Origin of the sequence: Nocardiopsis sp. LDBS0036 (assembly GCF_041228755.1) — a bacterium.
Lineage (GTDB): Bacteria > Actinomycetota > Actinomycetes > Streptosporangiales > Streptosporangiaceae > Nocardiopsis > Nocardiopsis dassonvillei.
The window spans coordinates 5,672,182-5,688,244 of sequence record NZ_CP141103.1 but is presented as its reverse complement, the minus strand read 5'-3'; the positions used below and the strand labels follow the sequence as shown (position 1 = coordinate 5,688,244).

Annotated in this window: 12 protein-coding genes; 8 read left to right on the top strand and 4 right to left on the bottom strand. The window is 70.2% G+C overall.

The genetic code is table 11. The features are described 5' to 3' along the window. Window positions 1–155: 155 nt before the first annotated feature. Window positions 156–1,388, bottom strand: a complete 1,233-nt coding sequence (locus UIS43_RS24300) for a TIGR04222 domain-containing membrane protein (RefSeq protein WP_071621460.1) — start codon at window positions 1,386–1,388, stop codon at window positions 156–158. Window positions 1,389–2,078: 690 nt separating this feature from the next. Here UIS43_RS24300 and UIS43_RS24295 point away from each other — a divergent pair. From UIS43_RS24295 to UIS43_RS24275, 5 genes are all read left to right on the top strand, one after another. Continuing rightward, window positions 2,079–2,315: a hypothetical protein gene (locus tag UIS43_RS24295; protein ID WP_370011813.1), complete on the top strand. Its 237-nt coding sequence runs from the start codon at window positions 2,079–2,081 to the stop codon at window positions 2,313–2,315. Window positions 2,316–2,385: 70 nt separating this feature from the next. Next, the gene (locus tag UIS43_RS24290; protein WP_370011810.1) at window positions 2,386–3,426 is read left to right on the top strand and encodes an OmpA family protein; all 1,041 of its coding nucleotides are present in this window, start codon (window positions 2,386–2,388) and stop codon (window positions 3,424–3,426) included. 12 nt (window positions 3,427–3,438) lie between these two features. After that, window positions 3,439–3,963 carry a hypothetical protein gene (locus tag UIS43_RS24285; protein WP_370011807.1) on the top strand — a complete coding sequence of 175 codons (525 nt, stop codon included), beginning with the start codon at window positions 3,439–3,441 and terminating at the stop codon, window positions 3,961–3,963. A 35-nt stretch (window positions 3,964–3,998) separates the two neighbouring features. Further along, complete coding sequence (locus tag UIS43_RS24280; protein WP_370011805.1) at window positions 3,999–4,670, top strand: hypothetical protein; 672 nt, start codon at window positions 3,999–4,001, stop codon at window positions 4,668–4,670. A gap of 299 nt (window positions 4,671–4,969) precedes the next feature. Continuing rightward, a complete protein-coding gene (locus UIS43_RS24275; RefSeq protein WP_013151596.1) occupies window positions 4,970–7,396 on the top strand; it encodes a glycosyltransferase family 4 protein in 2,427 nt (808 codons plus the stop codon). A 13-nt stretch (window positions 7,397–7,409) separates the two neighbouring features. On the opposite strand, the gene UIS43_RS24270 is transcribed toward UIS43_RS24275, so the two are convergent. Then, window positions 7,410–8,381, bottom strand: coding sequence for a hypothetical protein (locus tag UIS43_RS24270; RefSeq protein WP_013151595.1), 972 nt, complete (start codon window positions 8,379–8,381; stop codon window positions 7,410–7,412). A 422-nt stretch (window positions 8,382–8,803) separates the two neighbouring features. Here UIS43_RS24270 and UIS43_RS24265 point away from each other — a divergent pair, with 422 nt between their 5' ends. From UIS43_RS24265 to UIS43_RS24255, 3 genes are all read left to right on the top strand, one after another. Then, window positions 8,804–9,904 carry a pilus assembly protein TadG-related protein gene (locus UIS43_RS24265; protein ID WP_013151594.1) on the top strand — a complete coding sequence of 367 codons (1,101 nt, stop codon included), beginning with the start codon at window positions 8,804–8,806 and terminating at the stop codon, window positions 9,902–9,904. Between the two features lie 87 nt (window positions 9,905–9,991). Then, window positions 9,992–10,867 (top strand): hypothetical protein, encoded by an 876-nt coding sequence (locus tag UIS43_RS24260; RefSeq protein WP_117197725.1) that lies wholly within the window; start codon window positions 9,992–9,994, stop codon window positions 10,865–10,867. Between the two features lie 987 nt (window positions 10,868–11,854). After that, a complete protein-coding gene (locus tag UIS43_RS24255) occupies window positions 11,855–12,754 on the top strand; it encodes a hypothetical protein (protein ID WP_117197724.1) in 900 nt (299 codons plus the stop codon). Here UIS43_RS24255 and UIS43_RS24250 read toward each other — a convergent pair. Both UIS43_RS24250 and UIS43_RS24245 read right to left on the bottom strand, forming a co-directional pair. Next, entirely contained in the window at window positions 12,747–13,802 is a 1,056-nt protein-coding gene (locus UIS43_RS24250) for a polysaccharide lyase family 1 protein (RefSeq protein ID WP_013151591.1), read from the bottom strand. The genes UIS43_RS24255 and UIS43_RS24250 overlap by 8 nt on opposite strands. Window positions 13,803–14,284: 482 nt before the next feature. Next, window positions 14,285–15,982, bottom strand: coding sequence for an ABC transporter family substrate-binding protein (locus tag UIS43_RS24245; RefSeq protein WP_013151590.1), 1,698 nt, complete (start codon window positions 15,980–15,982; stop codon window positions 14,285–14,287). Between the last annotated feature and the right edge of the window lie 81 nt (window positions 15,983–16,063).

Genomic DNA, 16,063 nt, shown 5'->3' with positions numbered 1-16,063 from the left:
GGTCAAGGGTGGCGGCGCCGAATCTGTGGGCAGGCAGTGGCGCCGCCTTCCCCGTGCGGGAGTGCCGGGCGGGGTTCGCGTAGAACTCCGCCCGGCGCCTGGCTCCGGAGCGCGGTGAGGCTCCGGGGCGGGCCAGGACGTTCGGGTTGAGGGGTTCAGTCGCCCCCTCCGCCGCCCCCGCCACCACCGCCGTCACCGCCTCCTCCCCAGCCACCGCCGCCGTCGCCGCCTCCCCAGCCGCTGCCGCCGGATCCGCCGTCTCCTCCACTCCAGCCGCCGTCACCGTAGTGACCGAAGTCACCGCCCCAGCCCTCGTTGCCGACCGAACGGTCGTCGGAACCGCCCGGCCCCTGGCACAGCTCGGCAAACAGGCACAGGCTTTCCAGAGTGACGGATTCGGAGTCCGCGCCGCCCGTGCCCGCGGTGTCGCCCGGGCCGTCGCCGCCCGCGTGGGCGGCGACGGGGACCGGCTCCTGCTGGACCTGCGCGGACTCCTGGTCCGAACGGGCCCTGCCGACCTGTCGGCGGGACGCGGACGCGCGCAGCGAACGAAAGCCCGTTAGCGCCGTGCGCCGGACCGCCTGGTCACGGGTCATCACGTCGGCTGGGTGCGTACCGGTGGAGTCCGTCCCGGTGGACCCGGTCTCCAAGGCGCCGTACCTCCGGCGGGCCGACTCCAGCACCGCGTTCCCCATGGGGGTGTTGGGGCTGAGCGTGGGACCTCCGGTCGCTGCCATGACCACCTGGGCGGCGACCAGGGAGGCCAGTGCGCTGAGCCCCGCGACGAGGAGGCCGAGCGCGACGGCGCCCGGCTCCACCAGGAAGAGCACGGCCGCGCCCGCGGCGGCGGCCAGGATCGCGACGGAGCGCAGGCGCCGGATCGTCCTCGGGGCCCTTTCGCGGCGCCGCAGCGCCCGGCGCAGCTGCGGGGAGTCGACGATCAGGTCGGACCCGGCCAGGCCGGTGCGCAGCTCCTCCACGCCCCGGCCCGCGACGACCCGTCGCAGCATCTCCAGGGCGCTGACACCGACGCGTTTGCGGAAGACCCTCACCAGCTCCCGGCGAACGGCGTCCTTCTCGTGTGTGTAGGGGCGGGAGGGGCCCACGAGGGTGAAGAGCCCGCCGGCGGGCTGCTGGCGGATGCGCCCGTGCAGGAAGGCGTCCATGACCGCGGCCTCCCCGACGCGGACCGGTCCTCCCGCGAGCAGGGCCAGTTCGTTCGGTTCGAGTTCGTCCGGGTCGGGCGGGGACTGGTGGGTGGGTGCGGGACGGCGGAGCGCCGATCTGAGGGCGGAGGCACCCCTCAGGACCGCGGAGAGCGGAACGCCTCCGACCACCAGTCCCACGATCAGAGCTGCCACCAGGGGAAGGGCCAAGCTGGGGTCCAAGACGCCACCTCTTGTCTTCGGTCTCGGGGGTTCGGGGTCGTGGGGGGTGCGGGAGCGGGGGATGAGCGGTCGTGGAGGAGGGGGTTCGCCAGGATCGGAGTCCTGACTGGGGGGATGCCGTCCGAAGGCACGTGGTTCTGTCCGAAGCCGTCGCAAACCAGGGGAGGTCCCGGCAGGCCGGGTGATCGCGCCCGGGGAGAGGAAGCGGTGTGCCCCACGGGCACCCTTGTTCCCCGCGCCGTGCCCGGTCACCGTGGCGTCTTCGCGCGCAAGTACGGGTTCCGTCCGGCACCGGGCGCCCCGGAGAGCCCGACGGTGGTCTGGTATTCGCCGTCCGGCCATGGCGCCCCCACAGCACACGTGCCATCATGGTGACCCGCCGACCACCAAACGTGACCCCGTCTCGGCGAGGAACTGTGACCGCGCATCGACCCGACCACCGGCTTCCGCCTGGGCGTTCATCCAGCCCTGTGGACAACGTGTGGTTCCGGGATCCATGGGGCATCCTGAAGGAAGATGGCCACATCCGGTCAGAAGGCGGGATGGCGTCGGTGTTCATGCCGGATAGTGGGACTCCGTGAGCACGCGTCGCCCACGTACTCCCCCCGGCGGCCGCGGGCAGGGACCCACCTGCCCGCAGACCGCGAAGATGTGGTGCCGTAAGACCCCCTCCTCAAGGAGTTAAGCCCCGTGAACAGCCTGACCAAACTCTGGGTGACGCTGAGCACCTTCCTCGTGCCGACCTCCAAGGAGAAGGACAAGGGCGCCGGGATCGTCGAGTACGTTGCCGTCATTATTCTGGTCGCAGGTATCGCCGTCGCGGTCTACCAGCTTGGACTGGCCGGGAGAATCAGCGACAGCATCGGCGCCTCCATCACGTCCATCCTCCAAGGGCCGGGGGTCGAAGGCGTTAGCACCACCCCCTAAGGTCAAATACTGCCCGAGCCGAACAGCATGACCTCCCATCGCCCCCCCAGAGAGAATAATAGGATTTTCCATGCCACCCTTCCTTTCTCGCACGAGGGGCGACCGCAAACATCTGGAGGCAGCCACAGTTGGCGTCTGCACGCTGCTCCTGGTGACTGGCTGCGTGGTCAATACGGGTGACACGCCCCGAGGGGAAGGGAATAACCAATCCTCCTCATTTCCCTCTCCAACAGCACCCAATGGGACGGGCAACCAAGAGGCCATAGTCAGCAGCACCACTTCAGCAACGAGCATAGGCCAGCATTTCCAACTGGACGTCTACGCCTTAGAGGATATCGGCGAAGGCCGCCTCAGACTCCGCTTCGGAGTCACCAACAACTCTAGTTCTTCTTTCCTGCTCTACAGTGGCCTAGGAGCGCCAGACAATCCACAGGAAGCCAGCGGCGTAACCCTATTGGATCCAGTCAACAGAAAACGCCACCTGAACTATGAGCAAAGCGACGGTTCTTGCTTTTGCTCCTCCACCGGGGGAAATATAGCAGTCGGCGAAACCCTGGAAATGTGGATTATCTACCCCACGCCGCCGAATGACGTAGAATCCATGACGATAACCAACCCCCTGACGCCACCCCTGCTCAATGTTCCAATCAGTCAATCTTCCGAAGCAATTGACAACCCGGAACTCTCAGAACCGAGAATCATTGATCTCGTCACTATCACCGACGACCTTGAGGATCAGACTGGCCGAACGGAAAGCAGCGAAGAAGTCAGCATTATACTCTCTTCTGACGTACTGTTCGAAACAGGCAGCGATGAACTCAGCACAGACGCAGAGGAGATTCTACAGCAGGTCGCCACAGAAATTGACGACGCAAGCTCCAACACTGTGAACATCGCTGGACACGCCGACAACACCGGCAGCGAATCAGTCAATCTCCCCCTATCCCGGGACCGAGCCGAAGCCGTCGAATCATCCCTTTCTGAATTGATCACCAGAGACGGCATCAGCTTCGAAGTCGAAGGCTACGGATCCAGCGAACCCATCGCCAGCAACGACACAGAGGAAGGTCGCGAGCGCAACCGTCGAGTCAGTGTCACCTTCGAAAAATAGCGAGGGATCAATATGAAAAATATAACTCGTTCCCTAGGCCTGCTGTTCCTCGCCATTTCGATTCCGCTTACCACTTCAGCAGGGGCCAGCACCACCTCAGCGCATCCAGCAAATGACCTTGAAGTCCTGGGAACCTCCCCCGGAAACGCAGAAGAGTCACGCGATCTCGTCGCAGAGGTCCATCAAGCAGAGAAGGATGACTCTGGATCCTTCCTCTCGCTCACTTGGGTAATCAAAAATAACGGCGATGGACAGGCGTCCATGCTCTGGTTAAGGGACCGCTCATACTCCTACACCGGGCAAAATTTCGCAGGAGTTACTATGGCGGATCCAGACGAAGGAACAAGATATCATCCGATAATGGATGAAAACGGTTCCTGCCTGTGTTCGGGAAGCATCTCAAACGATCTTGTCCAAAACTTGGGGAGTGGGGATGAGGTTGCTTACTGGTCCCTCTTCTCGGTTCCTGACGACATCGACTCCGTGACGGTCGAAATCCCGAACTTCGATCCCATCGAGGACATCCCCATCTCCTGAAGTCCCCCACCACCCAGACCACCCAGGAGGCGGCGTTGCCCACTCCCCACCGCCCCGAGCCCGGGGACAACCGACGGCCCTCCCCCACCGGGCCGCCCGGGCGGTCCGGTGAGCGCAACGGGCCGCCGAGGCGGCACCGGGACAGCCGGTTCCTGCAGCGGTTCCGCCCCGCACGGAGGACGGCGGACGACCGGGGCGCGGCACTGGTCGAGCTGGCGGCGGTCACCGTGCTGGCCGCGGCGATCATGGTCGCGGTCTACCAGCTCGAACTCAGCCAGACCTTCAACAGCGGGGTCCGGCAGATGGTGTGCCTGGTCGAGGGCCCCGGCTGCGGCGACGAGACCTGGGTGGACGCCGACCGGCCGGAGGAGCCCGAGGAGTACGAGTGGGGCCAGGGCAACTCCAACGCCCTGGAGAACGAGACCCTCGCGATGGGCATGGCCGCGGACCGCGGCTGGACCGAGAACGAGTGGGAGTGCCTGAGCAACCTGTGGAGCGTCGTCTCCCACTGGGACCACACGTTCGTCAACACCGAGACCGGTGACCACGGCATCTCCGGGTTCAACCCGGCCAGGCACGGCTCCATGCCCGAGGGTTTCCGGGAGAGCCCGTCCACGCAGATCTCCTGGGGGATCAGCCACATCGACGACGCCTACGGGTCGCCCTGCGCCGCCTGGGCCTACTGGGAGGACACCGGCACCTACTGAGGGTGCCGCCCATCCCCTTTCCGACCCGCCTTCCCCGACCGCCTCGCGCTCGCGCCTCCTTACACGAGCGCCGCTCACGGAGCCGGGCGAGGCGTCTTCGCGGCTTGTTAAGGTTCCGCAAAACACCCACAGAAATTAGTAAATACCAGGGTCTTATCAGACATAAGGGGCATTTCTCTCTGCGGAGCGTTCGTACCCTGGACGTTCCCACGCCGCCTCTGCGGGGGCTCTGGTGTGGAAGACGGGCATCGCTGCCGTCTCGTGGGGGCACGGGTCGGCACTGACCACACGGGGGTTCGGTGAAGATCGCCTATCTGATCAACGACATGTACGGCATCGGCGGAACCGTGCGCACCGTCGCCAACCAGGCGGCGGCGCTGTCCGCCCGGCACGAGGTCGAGATCGTCTCGGTGTTCCGGCACCGCGCCGAGCCCGTTCTGCCCGTACCCGCGCAGGTGCGCCTGCGTCCGCTCGTGGACGTGCGCGGGTACGACGGCGACCAGGGCACGGGGACGGACGGCCGCCCGCTGTACGAGGGATCGGAACGGGCCGGTGTACCGCCGCTGCTCTTCCCGCCGGAGGACGCGCGCGGTCCCACACACAGCCGTCTGACCGACGACCGGCTGGAGGAGTACCTGGCCACCACCGACGCCGACGTGGTGGTGGGCACCCGGCCTGGGCTGAACGTGGTGATCGCCCGGGCCGCTCCGAGCCGGGTGGTCAAGATAGGCCAGGAGCACCTGACCTACGACCAGCACTCCGAGCCGCTGCGCCGGGTGATGGAGGAGACCTACCCCCATCTGGACGCCTTCGTGACGGTGACCGAGGCCGACGCGCGCACGTACCGGGAGCGGATGCCGATGCCGCGGGTGCGGGTGCTGTCCATCCCGAACTCGGTGCCCGCGCCCGCGTTCACCGCCAACGGGCACAACAGCCGCACGATCGTGTCCGCCGGGCGGCTGGCCCCCAGCAAGCGGCACGACCTCCTGGTGCAGGCCTTCTCCATGGTCAGCGAGGACTTCCCCGAGTGGACGCTGCGGATCTACGGGCGCGGCAACCGGCGTGCGGCGCTGGCCCGGCTGGTCAACTCGCTCGGGCTCCAGGACCGCGTGTGGCTGATGGGCGCGCACCCGCGCGTGGAGGAGGCCTGGGCCCAGGGTTCGTTCGCGGCGGTGACCTCCAGTGAGGAGCCGTTCGGGATGACGATCGTGGAGGCCATGCGCTCGGGGCTGCCGGTGGTGAGCACCGACTGCCCGCACGGCCCGGCGTCGATCATCCGCGACCGCGAGGACGGGCTGCTGGTGCCCAACCGGTCCGCCCCGGGGATCGCCGACGGGCTGGCCCAGCTGATGGCCGACGACGAGCTGCGCCGGCGGATGTCGTCCGCCGCGCTGACCGGGTCCGAGCGCTTCGACCCGGCCAACGTCATGCTGATGCACGAGGAGCTGTTCTCCGACCTCTCCGGCCACGAGCTGCCTCCGCCGCCGGTGTCGGTGCCCGCGCCGCGCCCCGAACCGGCCGCCGCCTGCCGGGTGCGCGTGGACGGGGACGGGGCCGCGGTGCTGTCGTTCACCGACCCGCCCGACCGGGTGGTGCTGACCCTGGAGGGCAAGCGGGTGGAGCTGGAGCCGGACGGCGGCGACGTGGTGGTGGACGCCGCGCGCGGTCGGCTGGCCGCGCGCACGTGGGAGGTGCTGCGGCTCGACGGCGACCGGGAGACCCCGGTCCACGACGTGGAGATCCGCCAGCACGGCTTCCCGTTGGACCCGGAACGGGTCGGGCGCCTGTCCCTGGTGCTGCCCTCCCGTTCGGCGAAGGGCCGCCTGGTGCTGCACGTGCGGCGCTCGGCGCACCACGCCGAGGTGGAGCACGTGGAGTCGGCCGACGGGCTGATCACCGTGCAGGGCCGGGTGCTGGGCCGCGACGCGCCCGACGCCCACGCGCGCCTGGCGGTGCGGCTGCGCACGTCTCCCGGGGCCCTGCGGGAGTTCTCCGCGCCGGTGGCCGGTGACGGCCGTTTCACGGCGGTGGTGGACCCCGAGGTCGTGGTGCACGGCCGGTACGGCGAATCGGAGAAGTGGGAGCTGCGCCTGGTGCTCTCCGACGGGACCGAGTGCACCGTGGGGCGTCACCTGTCCGGTGTGGCGGGCTACCAGAAGATCATCCGGTACCCGGACCAGAAGGTGGAGCGGGGCGAGGGGTTCGGTTCGCGGGTGCGCCCCTACTACACGGTCAACGACCGGCTGGGGCTCGTGGCGTCGCCGCTGGCTCCCACCCTGGAGGTGGACCTCGTGCGGGCGAGCCCCGCGGGGCGTGGCGCGGGTCGCCTGCGGTTCGAGGTGCGTCTGGCCTCCCCGCTCCCGGAGGGCGCGGAGTACGCCGTGGAGGTGGTGCGCGGCACCGACGTGGGCCGGCGCTTCCCGCTGCGGGTCGAGGGCGGCTCCGCCTCCGGCGGCCGTCTGGTGGGCTCCCTGCCGCTGCTGACGGGGTCGGGGTACGGCGGCTCCGGCGCGATCCGGGCCACGTGGCGGCTGCGGCTGCTGGCGGGGCAGCCGGGGGCTCTGGGGCGCCTGGGCGCCACGGCGGTCCCGGACAGCACCTCGCGCCGCTGGAGCCGCGGCCCGTACGTGCGCTCGGCGACCGTGACGCCCCTGGGGTCCGGTGACCTCCAGGTCACCGTCGCCGACGTCCACGCGTGGGAGGCCGTCCGGCGACGGATGCCCTGACCGGGGAACGCCCTCAGGCCTGCCCGGTGCGGATCATGCGCTGGGCCAGGCTGAGCCGGTCCAGCAGCCAGTCGGGCAGGTGGTCGGCGCCGCGGGGGAAGTGCTGGATGTCCTGGTGGAAGTTGCGGGGGTCGGGTTCGACGTCGAACTCGGGCGGGGCGTCGTGGTCGAAGTGCGCCCCGATCTCCCGCGACTCCTGCACCGTGAAGCGGGCGGTGAACCACGTGCCCTTGCCCGGCTGGTACATGCCGGTGCGCAGCCGGTCCAGCAGCCGTCCGACCTCGGGGAGGAGCAGGTCCCACTCCGTGCCGCCGTCGGGTCTGCGCACGCTCACCCGTGACGAGGAGATCCCGAACAGGCCCCGGTAGTCGACGACCACCTCCGTCCAGGGGCCGTGGACGGCGTCGAGGGTGCGGTCCACGATCTCCTGGACGGTGTCCATCATCTCCTCGGGGGTCATGTCCCCCGGGGACATCCGTGCCCGCGACTCGGGACGCGAGGCGATGAGCAGGCTCCAGGGAGACCCGCCGTCCTGCGTCTCGGGTACGCGGTCTCCCTCCAGCCGGTCCCGCAGCCAGGCGGGGACGTGCTCGTCGTCGCGGGGGAAGTGCTCCAGGTCGAGCAGGTAGCTGGCGTCCTCCCGCGGTTCGTCGAAGTGCGGCTCGTTCTCGTAGTCGTAGCGGACGCGGTAGCTCGCGGGCCGGTCGATCTCGTAGTAGGCGGTGTACCAGGTACCCGTCCCCTCGGCGTACATCCCCGTGCGGATCTCCCGCAGCCGCTCCAGGGTGGACAGCGGAGGAACCCAGCCGCTGCTGCGCCCGCCCTCGAACATCACCTCGAAGAGGGCCGTCTCGCAGGCGCCCAGTCCGGAGTACACGAGCCGGAGCTTGACCCAGTCGTCGGGGGCCGCCCGGAGCAGGTCCGTCCCGATCCTGCGGAGGAGCTCGTCCTGTTCGACGGGGGTCATCGCTTTACGGGCGCTCATGTCCTCGCCTTCGCTTCTTCTGCGGTGGAATGGGTGCGAATCCGACCACGCACCACGACTCGACACGCGTCGGACAGGGTCCATCCTCCCTGTGCGGAACCCGTCATGGGCCCCACACTCGCCAGAAAACCGCCGGACAATTCCTACGAAGTCGCGCGGCCCCGGGACCCGTTGCGCGTGGGCCCCCGATCGCCGCTCCGCCATCTCGCGTCCCAACAGGGCGAACACCCGTCACACCGGTCCCGCAAGCGGCCGCGGTCGTCCACAGGCCCTACCGCTTCCCGACATGCCCGGATAAGCTGCGCTGGTCGGGACGTTGTCCGGGCGTGTTCGCGTGCTCACCACGCGCGACGCGGATCGGCCCTCCCCCCTTCCTCCGCTCCCCTCCTCCCGGGAGCACCCCCTCCCCTGATGGAAAAGGCATGGGACTGCGACGGATCCTCCCCCACACCGCCCCTCCGTCCCGGCGGCGCGCCCCGGGCAGAGGCGACGACGGACAGGCCAACGTCCTGCTCCTGTTCGGGCTCACCCTGGCCCTGCTCTCGCTGACCCTGCTGTTCGTACGGGTGGGCGCCGCCAACGACCAGCGCTCGCGGACCCAGACCGCGGCCGACGCCGCCGCGCTGGCGGCGGTGGGCGCCCTCCAGGACCGGGCAGCGCAGGACATCGTCGACGGCGCGTACCCCATGCCCTGGTTCGACGAGGAGGCCGCCGAGGCGCGCGCCGAGGAGTACGCGCGCAGCAACGGGGCGGTCCTCACCGACATCCGCGCCAGCGACAACGTCATGGGACGCAGCGGGAACATCGTGCGGGTGGAGGTGCGCGGCGCCGTGTGCCAGCGCGAACTGGAGGAGGACGGGTCCCGGCACTGGAACGACGTGGTCTGCGACGGCAGCGAGGAGGAGACCAACACCGTGGTCGGCAACGCCTCGGCCATCGCCATCGTCCGCATCCCCCACCAGTGCGGGCGCGACGGGGGCGAGCTGGTCTGCGACGGCGGCACCGTCGACGACCTCGCCTCCGCCAAACGGCTGATCGACGTGCACCTGGTCGACCAGGAGGGCCGTTACAGCTTCAACCCCAACTTCGTCGGAGGGGGCGGGCCCGCCGTGGACTGCGACTCGCTGGGGTCACTGCACCCCATCATGTGCGCGGCGCACCAGCGCCTCCAGCAGGAGTTCCCGGGCTTCTTCCTCTCCGCGGGCGGCCGGCGCAACGAACCTGGCAGCGACCACGACAGCGGCGAGGCGGTGGACTACATGATGGCGGAACTGGGCGGCGTCCCCACCCCGCAGATGCACGCCAACGCCATCACCGTGATCGACTGGGTGATCCAGAACTCCCACCAGCTCGGGGTCAAGGGCATCATCTACGAGCAGCGCATCTGGAACGCGACCGGCGGGAACCCGGACCCGGTGGGCCCCTGGGCGAGCGTGAGCCGCGCCATGGACGACAGGGGCAGCAACACCCAGAACCACATCGACCACATCCACCTGGCGGCGGGCGTCGGTTTGATGCAGTGACCGGACCCCGCGCGGGGGTCCCGGGAGTTGTCCACAGGCGGCGGAAGGGGCTTGCCGGGGCGGTGCCCGCCCCCGAACCTGGAGGGTATGACAGTCCGTGAGCACACCCTTCCCGACCGTTCCCTCCTCCTGCGCACGCTCGCGCCGATCGTCGGTCCGATCTCCCCCGACGCGGTGGTCTGCGACATCACCGCCTCCTACGTCTGGGGCGTGGACCTGCACCCGGCGGGCACCCGCGCCACACGCACCCGCCCGCACGTGGCGGTCCCCCGGGGCGTACGCACCAGCGGCATGCCGGTGGTCGCCCACCGGGAGCACGTGCCCGCCGCGGACCGCGACGTGGTGGAGGGCGTGCGCGTCACCAGCGCGGTGCGCGCGGCCGTCGACGTCGCCGCCCGCGCGCCCTCGGTCTTCATGGCCACGGCCCGCCTCGACGCCTTCCTCTCCCGGGGGCTGGTCGCCAAGGGCGACCTGCTCCGTGCCGCCCAGCGGGCCCGGTCCCAGCGGCAGTTGAGGCAGCTGCGCACCGCCCTGCGCTACTCCTCCGCGCTGAGCCAGTCGCCCGCCGAGTCGTGGACGCGTGTGCTGGTCCTGGAGGCGCTCCTGCCTCCTCCCGTCCCGCGGTGCCCGGTCCCCACCGACGAGGGCGTGTTCCACGCCGACCTCGGCTGGCCCGGCCAACGTGTGGCGCTGGAGTACGACAGCCTGGATTTCCACTCCTCGACGGTGGCCGGGGCGAGCGACCGGGTCCGGTACGCGGCGATGCGGGCGCAGGACTGGGAGGTGGTCTCGGCGAGCGTGTACGACCTCCAGTTGCGTCCGGGACGGCTGCTGCGCCGCATCCTGCACACGCTCGTCCGCCAGGGCTGGTCGTGCCCTCCCGAGCACCTGGAGCTCATCCGCGACCGCGTGCGCGCCTACGAGAGGGAGCCGCCCCAGCTCTTCACACCCCGGCGGCCCTAGAGGGTCTCCGGGGCCGGTTCCCCCGACGGAGGCCCGCCGGGTGCCGGGGCCGCCGCACAGGACGCGCACAGCCCGGTTCTCGGCACCGCACAGGGCGCGCACAACAGAACACGTACGGCCCAGAACACGTACGGAACAGCGCACGCACAGCCCGGACCACGAACGGCACGGGGCGCGTACCAGCCCCGACGGCTCCCTCGACACGGGTCCGGACCGTGGGCAGGCACGAAGCGACAGGAGGTGGACACGTGGACCGGGGCAACACCCTGCTGGAGTACGCCGCCCTGTTGCTGGTCGTGCTGTCCCTGCTCGTCGCGGCCGCCGCGCACGGCGCGCTGGGACGGCTCCCCTCGGAGCTGCGGGGAGCCGTGCACCGGGCGCTGGGCGACGCGTCCGGTTCCCGCCCCGAGGACGGGACCGGCATCGGTGACGGCACGGCCGCAACCGGCCACGAACCCGCACCGGACGGGGACTGGAGGCTGGATTCCGCCGCCGCCGCGGAGGCGGTCCTGCGCTGCGCGCGGGCCGGAGCCCTCCCCGATCCGGTGGCCCGGACGGACTGCGCGCTGTCCCTCCTGGGCCTGCTGGACGCACGGGTGCTGGAGGCCACCGTCCTGCGGTTGGAGGGCGAGGATCTGCACGAACTCTTCCGCAGTCCGACCTTCGCCGCCTCCGCCGCGGCCCGGACCGCGGTCCGGCTGCTGTGGGAGCACGCCGCCGAGGAGACCCTGCGGCGGCTGTCGCGGACCGACACCTTCGGCTTCCTCGCACCGTTCCTGGAGTCACCCCACCGCGACTGGGTGCTCACTTTCGTGGATGTCGGAGGCGATCACATGCGTGGGACCATCGAACGGAACACTGCGTCACCGCGTCGTAGCAACCGTCACCCTCCGGTGCCAGACGAGAACGATCAGCAAACCCCCCGCGTCCCCCGGCGGTCGCGCGAAGATCCGCAGAAACGAGGCCCAGGCCGTGTCGATTCCGTCGATGCCGCACCCCTCCGACCCCGACGAGCAGCCCTCCTCCCCTGGAGGGCGGCCCAACTGGCTCGTCTCCCTCCTCATGGTGCTGGTCTGCCTGGCCGTGGTCGCCAGCGGATGGGCTGTGGCCCGGCTCGTCGTGGGCGACCCCCTTCCCCCGCTGGACGTCGCGGAGGGCCCGGAGTCCCGTCCGCCGCGCAGCGGCTCCGCCCGTACCGCGGCCGACCCCGAGGACGCCGAGGCCTACCTGGAGGCCGCCGTCGAACTCGTGGAGGACTCCTCGGCCTTCCACCTCACCTTCACCGTGCACGACGGGGAGAGCGACCCGCGGGACGCACCGGATCCCGGCGCCGGATCGGCCGACGCCCTTCCCGGGCCGCCCGCGTCCCATCCCACGACCGCCGCCGACCCCATCACCTCGGGCCGCGGGCAGGCCATGTACGACGCGGGGGCCGAGCCGGAGTTCGACCACTACTTCTCCACCACGGGCGGGTTGAGCGTGTACCGCTACGACGTGGGCGGCGGCCAGCTCATGATGACCGCCGACCGGGGCCTGGAACTGCTGGACCCGCCCAGCCACGCCGACCGGTACCTGTGCTCACGCGCGTACGGGTCGGTCAAGCTGCGCGAGGTGCTCGCCACCTCCACCGACCTCGCGCTGGAGGGACGGGAGGAGGTGAGCCTGGAGTGGCCGGAGCTGCACAGCACGCACAGCGCCTACCACTACACGGGCACGTTCACGGCGATGCTGGGCGGCTACGACCCCGAGAGCGGGCGCAACACCCTCACCACCGTCAGGGACGCCGAGTTCGAGCTGTGGATCGACGAACAGGGGTACCCCCGCAGGCTGGACTACCGCACCGAGAGCGGTGTAGGGGAGAGCTACGAGTACCACTCGTTCAGCTGACCCCGGCCTCCGCCGAGACCACGTCGGGGACGCGGGCGGTGTCGTCCATCTCGTAGGCGTAGGGAGGGTCGGCCACCTCGCCGAGCAGGTCGGGCTGCGCGGAGTCCACGAGCAGGTTGTCGCGGGTGACCACGTTGCCGGGCTCCTCCTCCGAGGTGGCCACCGAGAGCCGGGTGCCCTCGAAGTAGTTGCCCTCCACCAGGACGTTGGAGTCGTCGGCCGACTCCACCCCGTACTCCTCGTTGGCCCGGAAGTAGTTGTTGAACACGTGCACGTGCTCGGCGAACCGCGCCCTGGGGTGGCGTCCCGCCGTCCCGTCGAAGTAGTTGTGGTGCACGGTGACCCGCAGCGCCCCCGGCTCCTCCTCCCCGCCGCCGACGGCGAGCGCCGACTCGGCGTCGGCGAAGTGGTTCCAGGACAGGGTGACGTGGTCGGCGCCGCCGGTCACCGAGACGAGGGGGGCGTCCCCGCCGCCGGAGAACGTGGAGCCGTCCACCCACACGTGGTGGGCGCCACCGCGCACGGACAGCGCGGTCCCGTCGGCCTCCACCCGCAGGTTGGACAGGATGACGTTGCTGGCTCCGTCGACCACCAGCCGCCCGCCGGTGAGCTCGGCGCCGCCCTCGACACCCACCAGGGTCTTGTCCGAGCCGACCTCCACCGTCCCGTCCAGGTCGATCGCTCCGGTGACCTCGACGGTGAGCGGCTCCTCGGCGGACAGGTGGTCGGCCAGCTCCCCGGCGTCGGAGGCGGTGACGGTCTCCCCCTCCGCCCCGCCGACCGCGCCGGGGTACTCCTCACCGTCGCGCTCCAGCGGCTCGCCCGCCCAGCCGACCGGCCCGCCCCGCTCCCCCTCCGGTGTCTCCGACGGAGTCTCGTCCGGGGTCTGCTCCGCCGGGGACCCGGACTCGTCGGCCTCCGTGTCCGGTTCGGCGGCGGCACCGGTCTGCGGCTGTGTCGCGGCCTCCTCCCCTTCCGGGGAACACGAGGTGAGGGCAGCGCACAGCAGCGCCGCCGCGGCCGCGGCGGCGATCGGGTGAGGTCTCATCAAGGGCTTTCCAACGCAGCGGGACAGGGGGTGTGGGGGCTGGGGCGCTGCCGGGCGGCGGCGTGGACCCGTGGCGGTACCGCACGGCCACGGGGGAGCACGGGCCTCCCGGCGGACGACCCCGGTGTTCCCGATCGTCCGCCTGCCCGGGCGGACGGGCGGGGCGGGCCGGAAACGATGCCTAGACCTTGCCACAGCCGGGTCCGCGGCCCCAACCCCAACCCCCGCCCCGGAGCGGTGCACGCGCGGTGTGTGGGGGATGACACACCGCACGGGGGCCGCGCGGCCGGGTCGGCCCCGGACGGCCTGGGAGGTGGCGCACGGCCCCGCACGGCCCTGAGCCGCGGGCGAACGGCGCTCACGACGCCGAGCCGCTCGGGAAGCGCGACGGCCCGGGCGGTACACGGCGAAGGGCGCCGGTCCCGCAGGGGGACCGGCGCCCTGGCACTCCCGCTCACGCGGCGGGCGGTGACGTCACGGGGCTACTCGGCGGCCCAGCCGATGTCCTCGTAGACGTATTCGGAGGCCAGACCGAACTCCCCCCAGTTGTGCAGGTCCTCATTCATGACGTAGAGGCCGGGACGCTCGAAGAAGGGAATGGTCGCGACCTCCTCCCACAACAGGCGGTCGATCTCGTTGGCGAGCTCGGCATAGCGGTCCGGGTCCGTCTCGGAACGCATCTCACCGAACTTCCGGTCGATCTCCTCGGTCGAGATGCGCGTGAGGTTGTTACCCCACTCCCCGTCCTGGTCCGGCATACCGTAGTTCTCCTGGGCGTCACCCGCGTAGGGGTGGGAACCGGCGAGAACGTACGTGGCGACCTCGTAGTTTCCGGGGATGACGTACTCGGAGAACAGGGCGTTGTTCGGCACCTGTTGGACCTTGACCTCGACACCGATCTCAGCGAGCATGTCGCGGCCGATCTCAGCCTCGTCCTGGGCGATGGCCATGTCGTCCGAGGCCACCCAGTCCAAGGACAGCGTCTCGCCCTCGGCGTTCGTGCGGAACTCGGCGCCTTCCTCCAGGATCCACCCCGCCTCGTCGAGCAGCTCGCCCGCGCGCTCGGGGTCGTACTCCCCGTATCCCTCGCTGTTGTCCTGGTAGCCGTTCTGGCTGGAGCGGAGCAGGCGGTTGGTCTCACCGGTGATCGGCCAGTCGACCGCGCCCAGGGCGATCTCGGCGAGGGCGTCGGTGTCCAGGCCCAGCGAGATCGCGTGACGGACGCGAACGTCCTCCAGGTTCGGGCTCGCGCCGTTGAGCGAGGCGAACCGGTAGGCGTGGTTGACGGCCCTGGTGAAGTAGGCGCCCTCGCGGTCTCTGAGCAACTCGTAGCCGGCCGCGTCGTAACCGAGGTAGAAGCCGTCGATCTCACCGTTGTTGAAGGCGCCAGCCATGGCATCGGTGCCCATGGCGTCGAAGACGATCTCGTCCAGCAGCGGCTCGGTGCCCCACCAGTCCTCGTTCCTCGTGATCGTGATGCGTTCGGTGACGTCGTCGAACTCCACGTTCCCGAAGGGCCCCGCGGTGACGGGGTAGTCCTTGACGTAGCCCTCCTTGAAGAGCTCCTCGTCCTCCATGTACTCCTTGGGGTACAGCGGGGAGAACAGGGACGGCCACTCAGCGAAGGGCGCGTCGAACCTCAGGGTGAAGGAGTACTCATCGTCTCCGGGGACGAACTCGGCGATCTGGTCGTACCCGTCGGTGCCACCGAGCTCCCAGTCGCCCTCGCGCGAACCGCTGACGGTCTCGACCTGGGCCTCGTAGTCCTCGGACGTGATGGGCTTGCCGTCGGACCACACCGCGTCGGGGTTGAGCTCGTAGAAGACCTCGATCCCGTCATCGCTGACCCCGAAGTCGAGGACGAAGTCCTCGTTGGGGGAGGGGAGCCCCTCAACGTCGTACCGGGTCGGGTTGGGCAGCACCGCGGCGGCCACGCGGCGCACGTTGGCCATGTTGCCCTGGGTGTGCCACATGTTGTGCTGCTGGTCGTAGGCGCTGATGGCCCACACGAAGCTGCCGCCCTCTCGCAACTCCTCGCGGGGCGCGGGGTTCAGGTCCTCGGCGGCGAGGGAAGCCACCTGCTCCTGGGCGTCTTCCCGGTCGTCGCCTCCGCCGCAGGCGCTGGCCACGAGAACCAGCGCCGCGACCGGGGCGAGGTAGCGCACCTTCCCGATTCGCATGGGGATTTCCTCTCTGGGGTGATGCGGCCAGCGCACGGTGTGGCGCTGGCCGTGACGAGCCGGTCGTCGGGGGTCGGACGA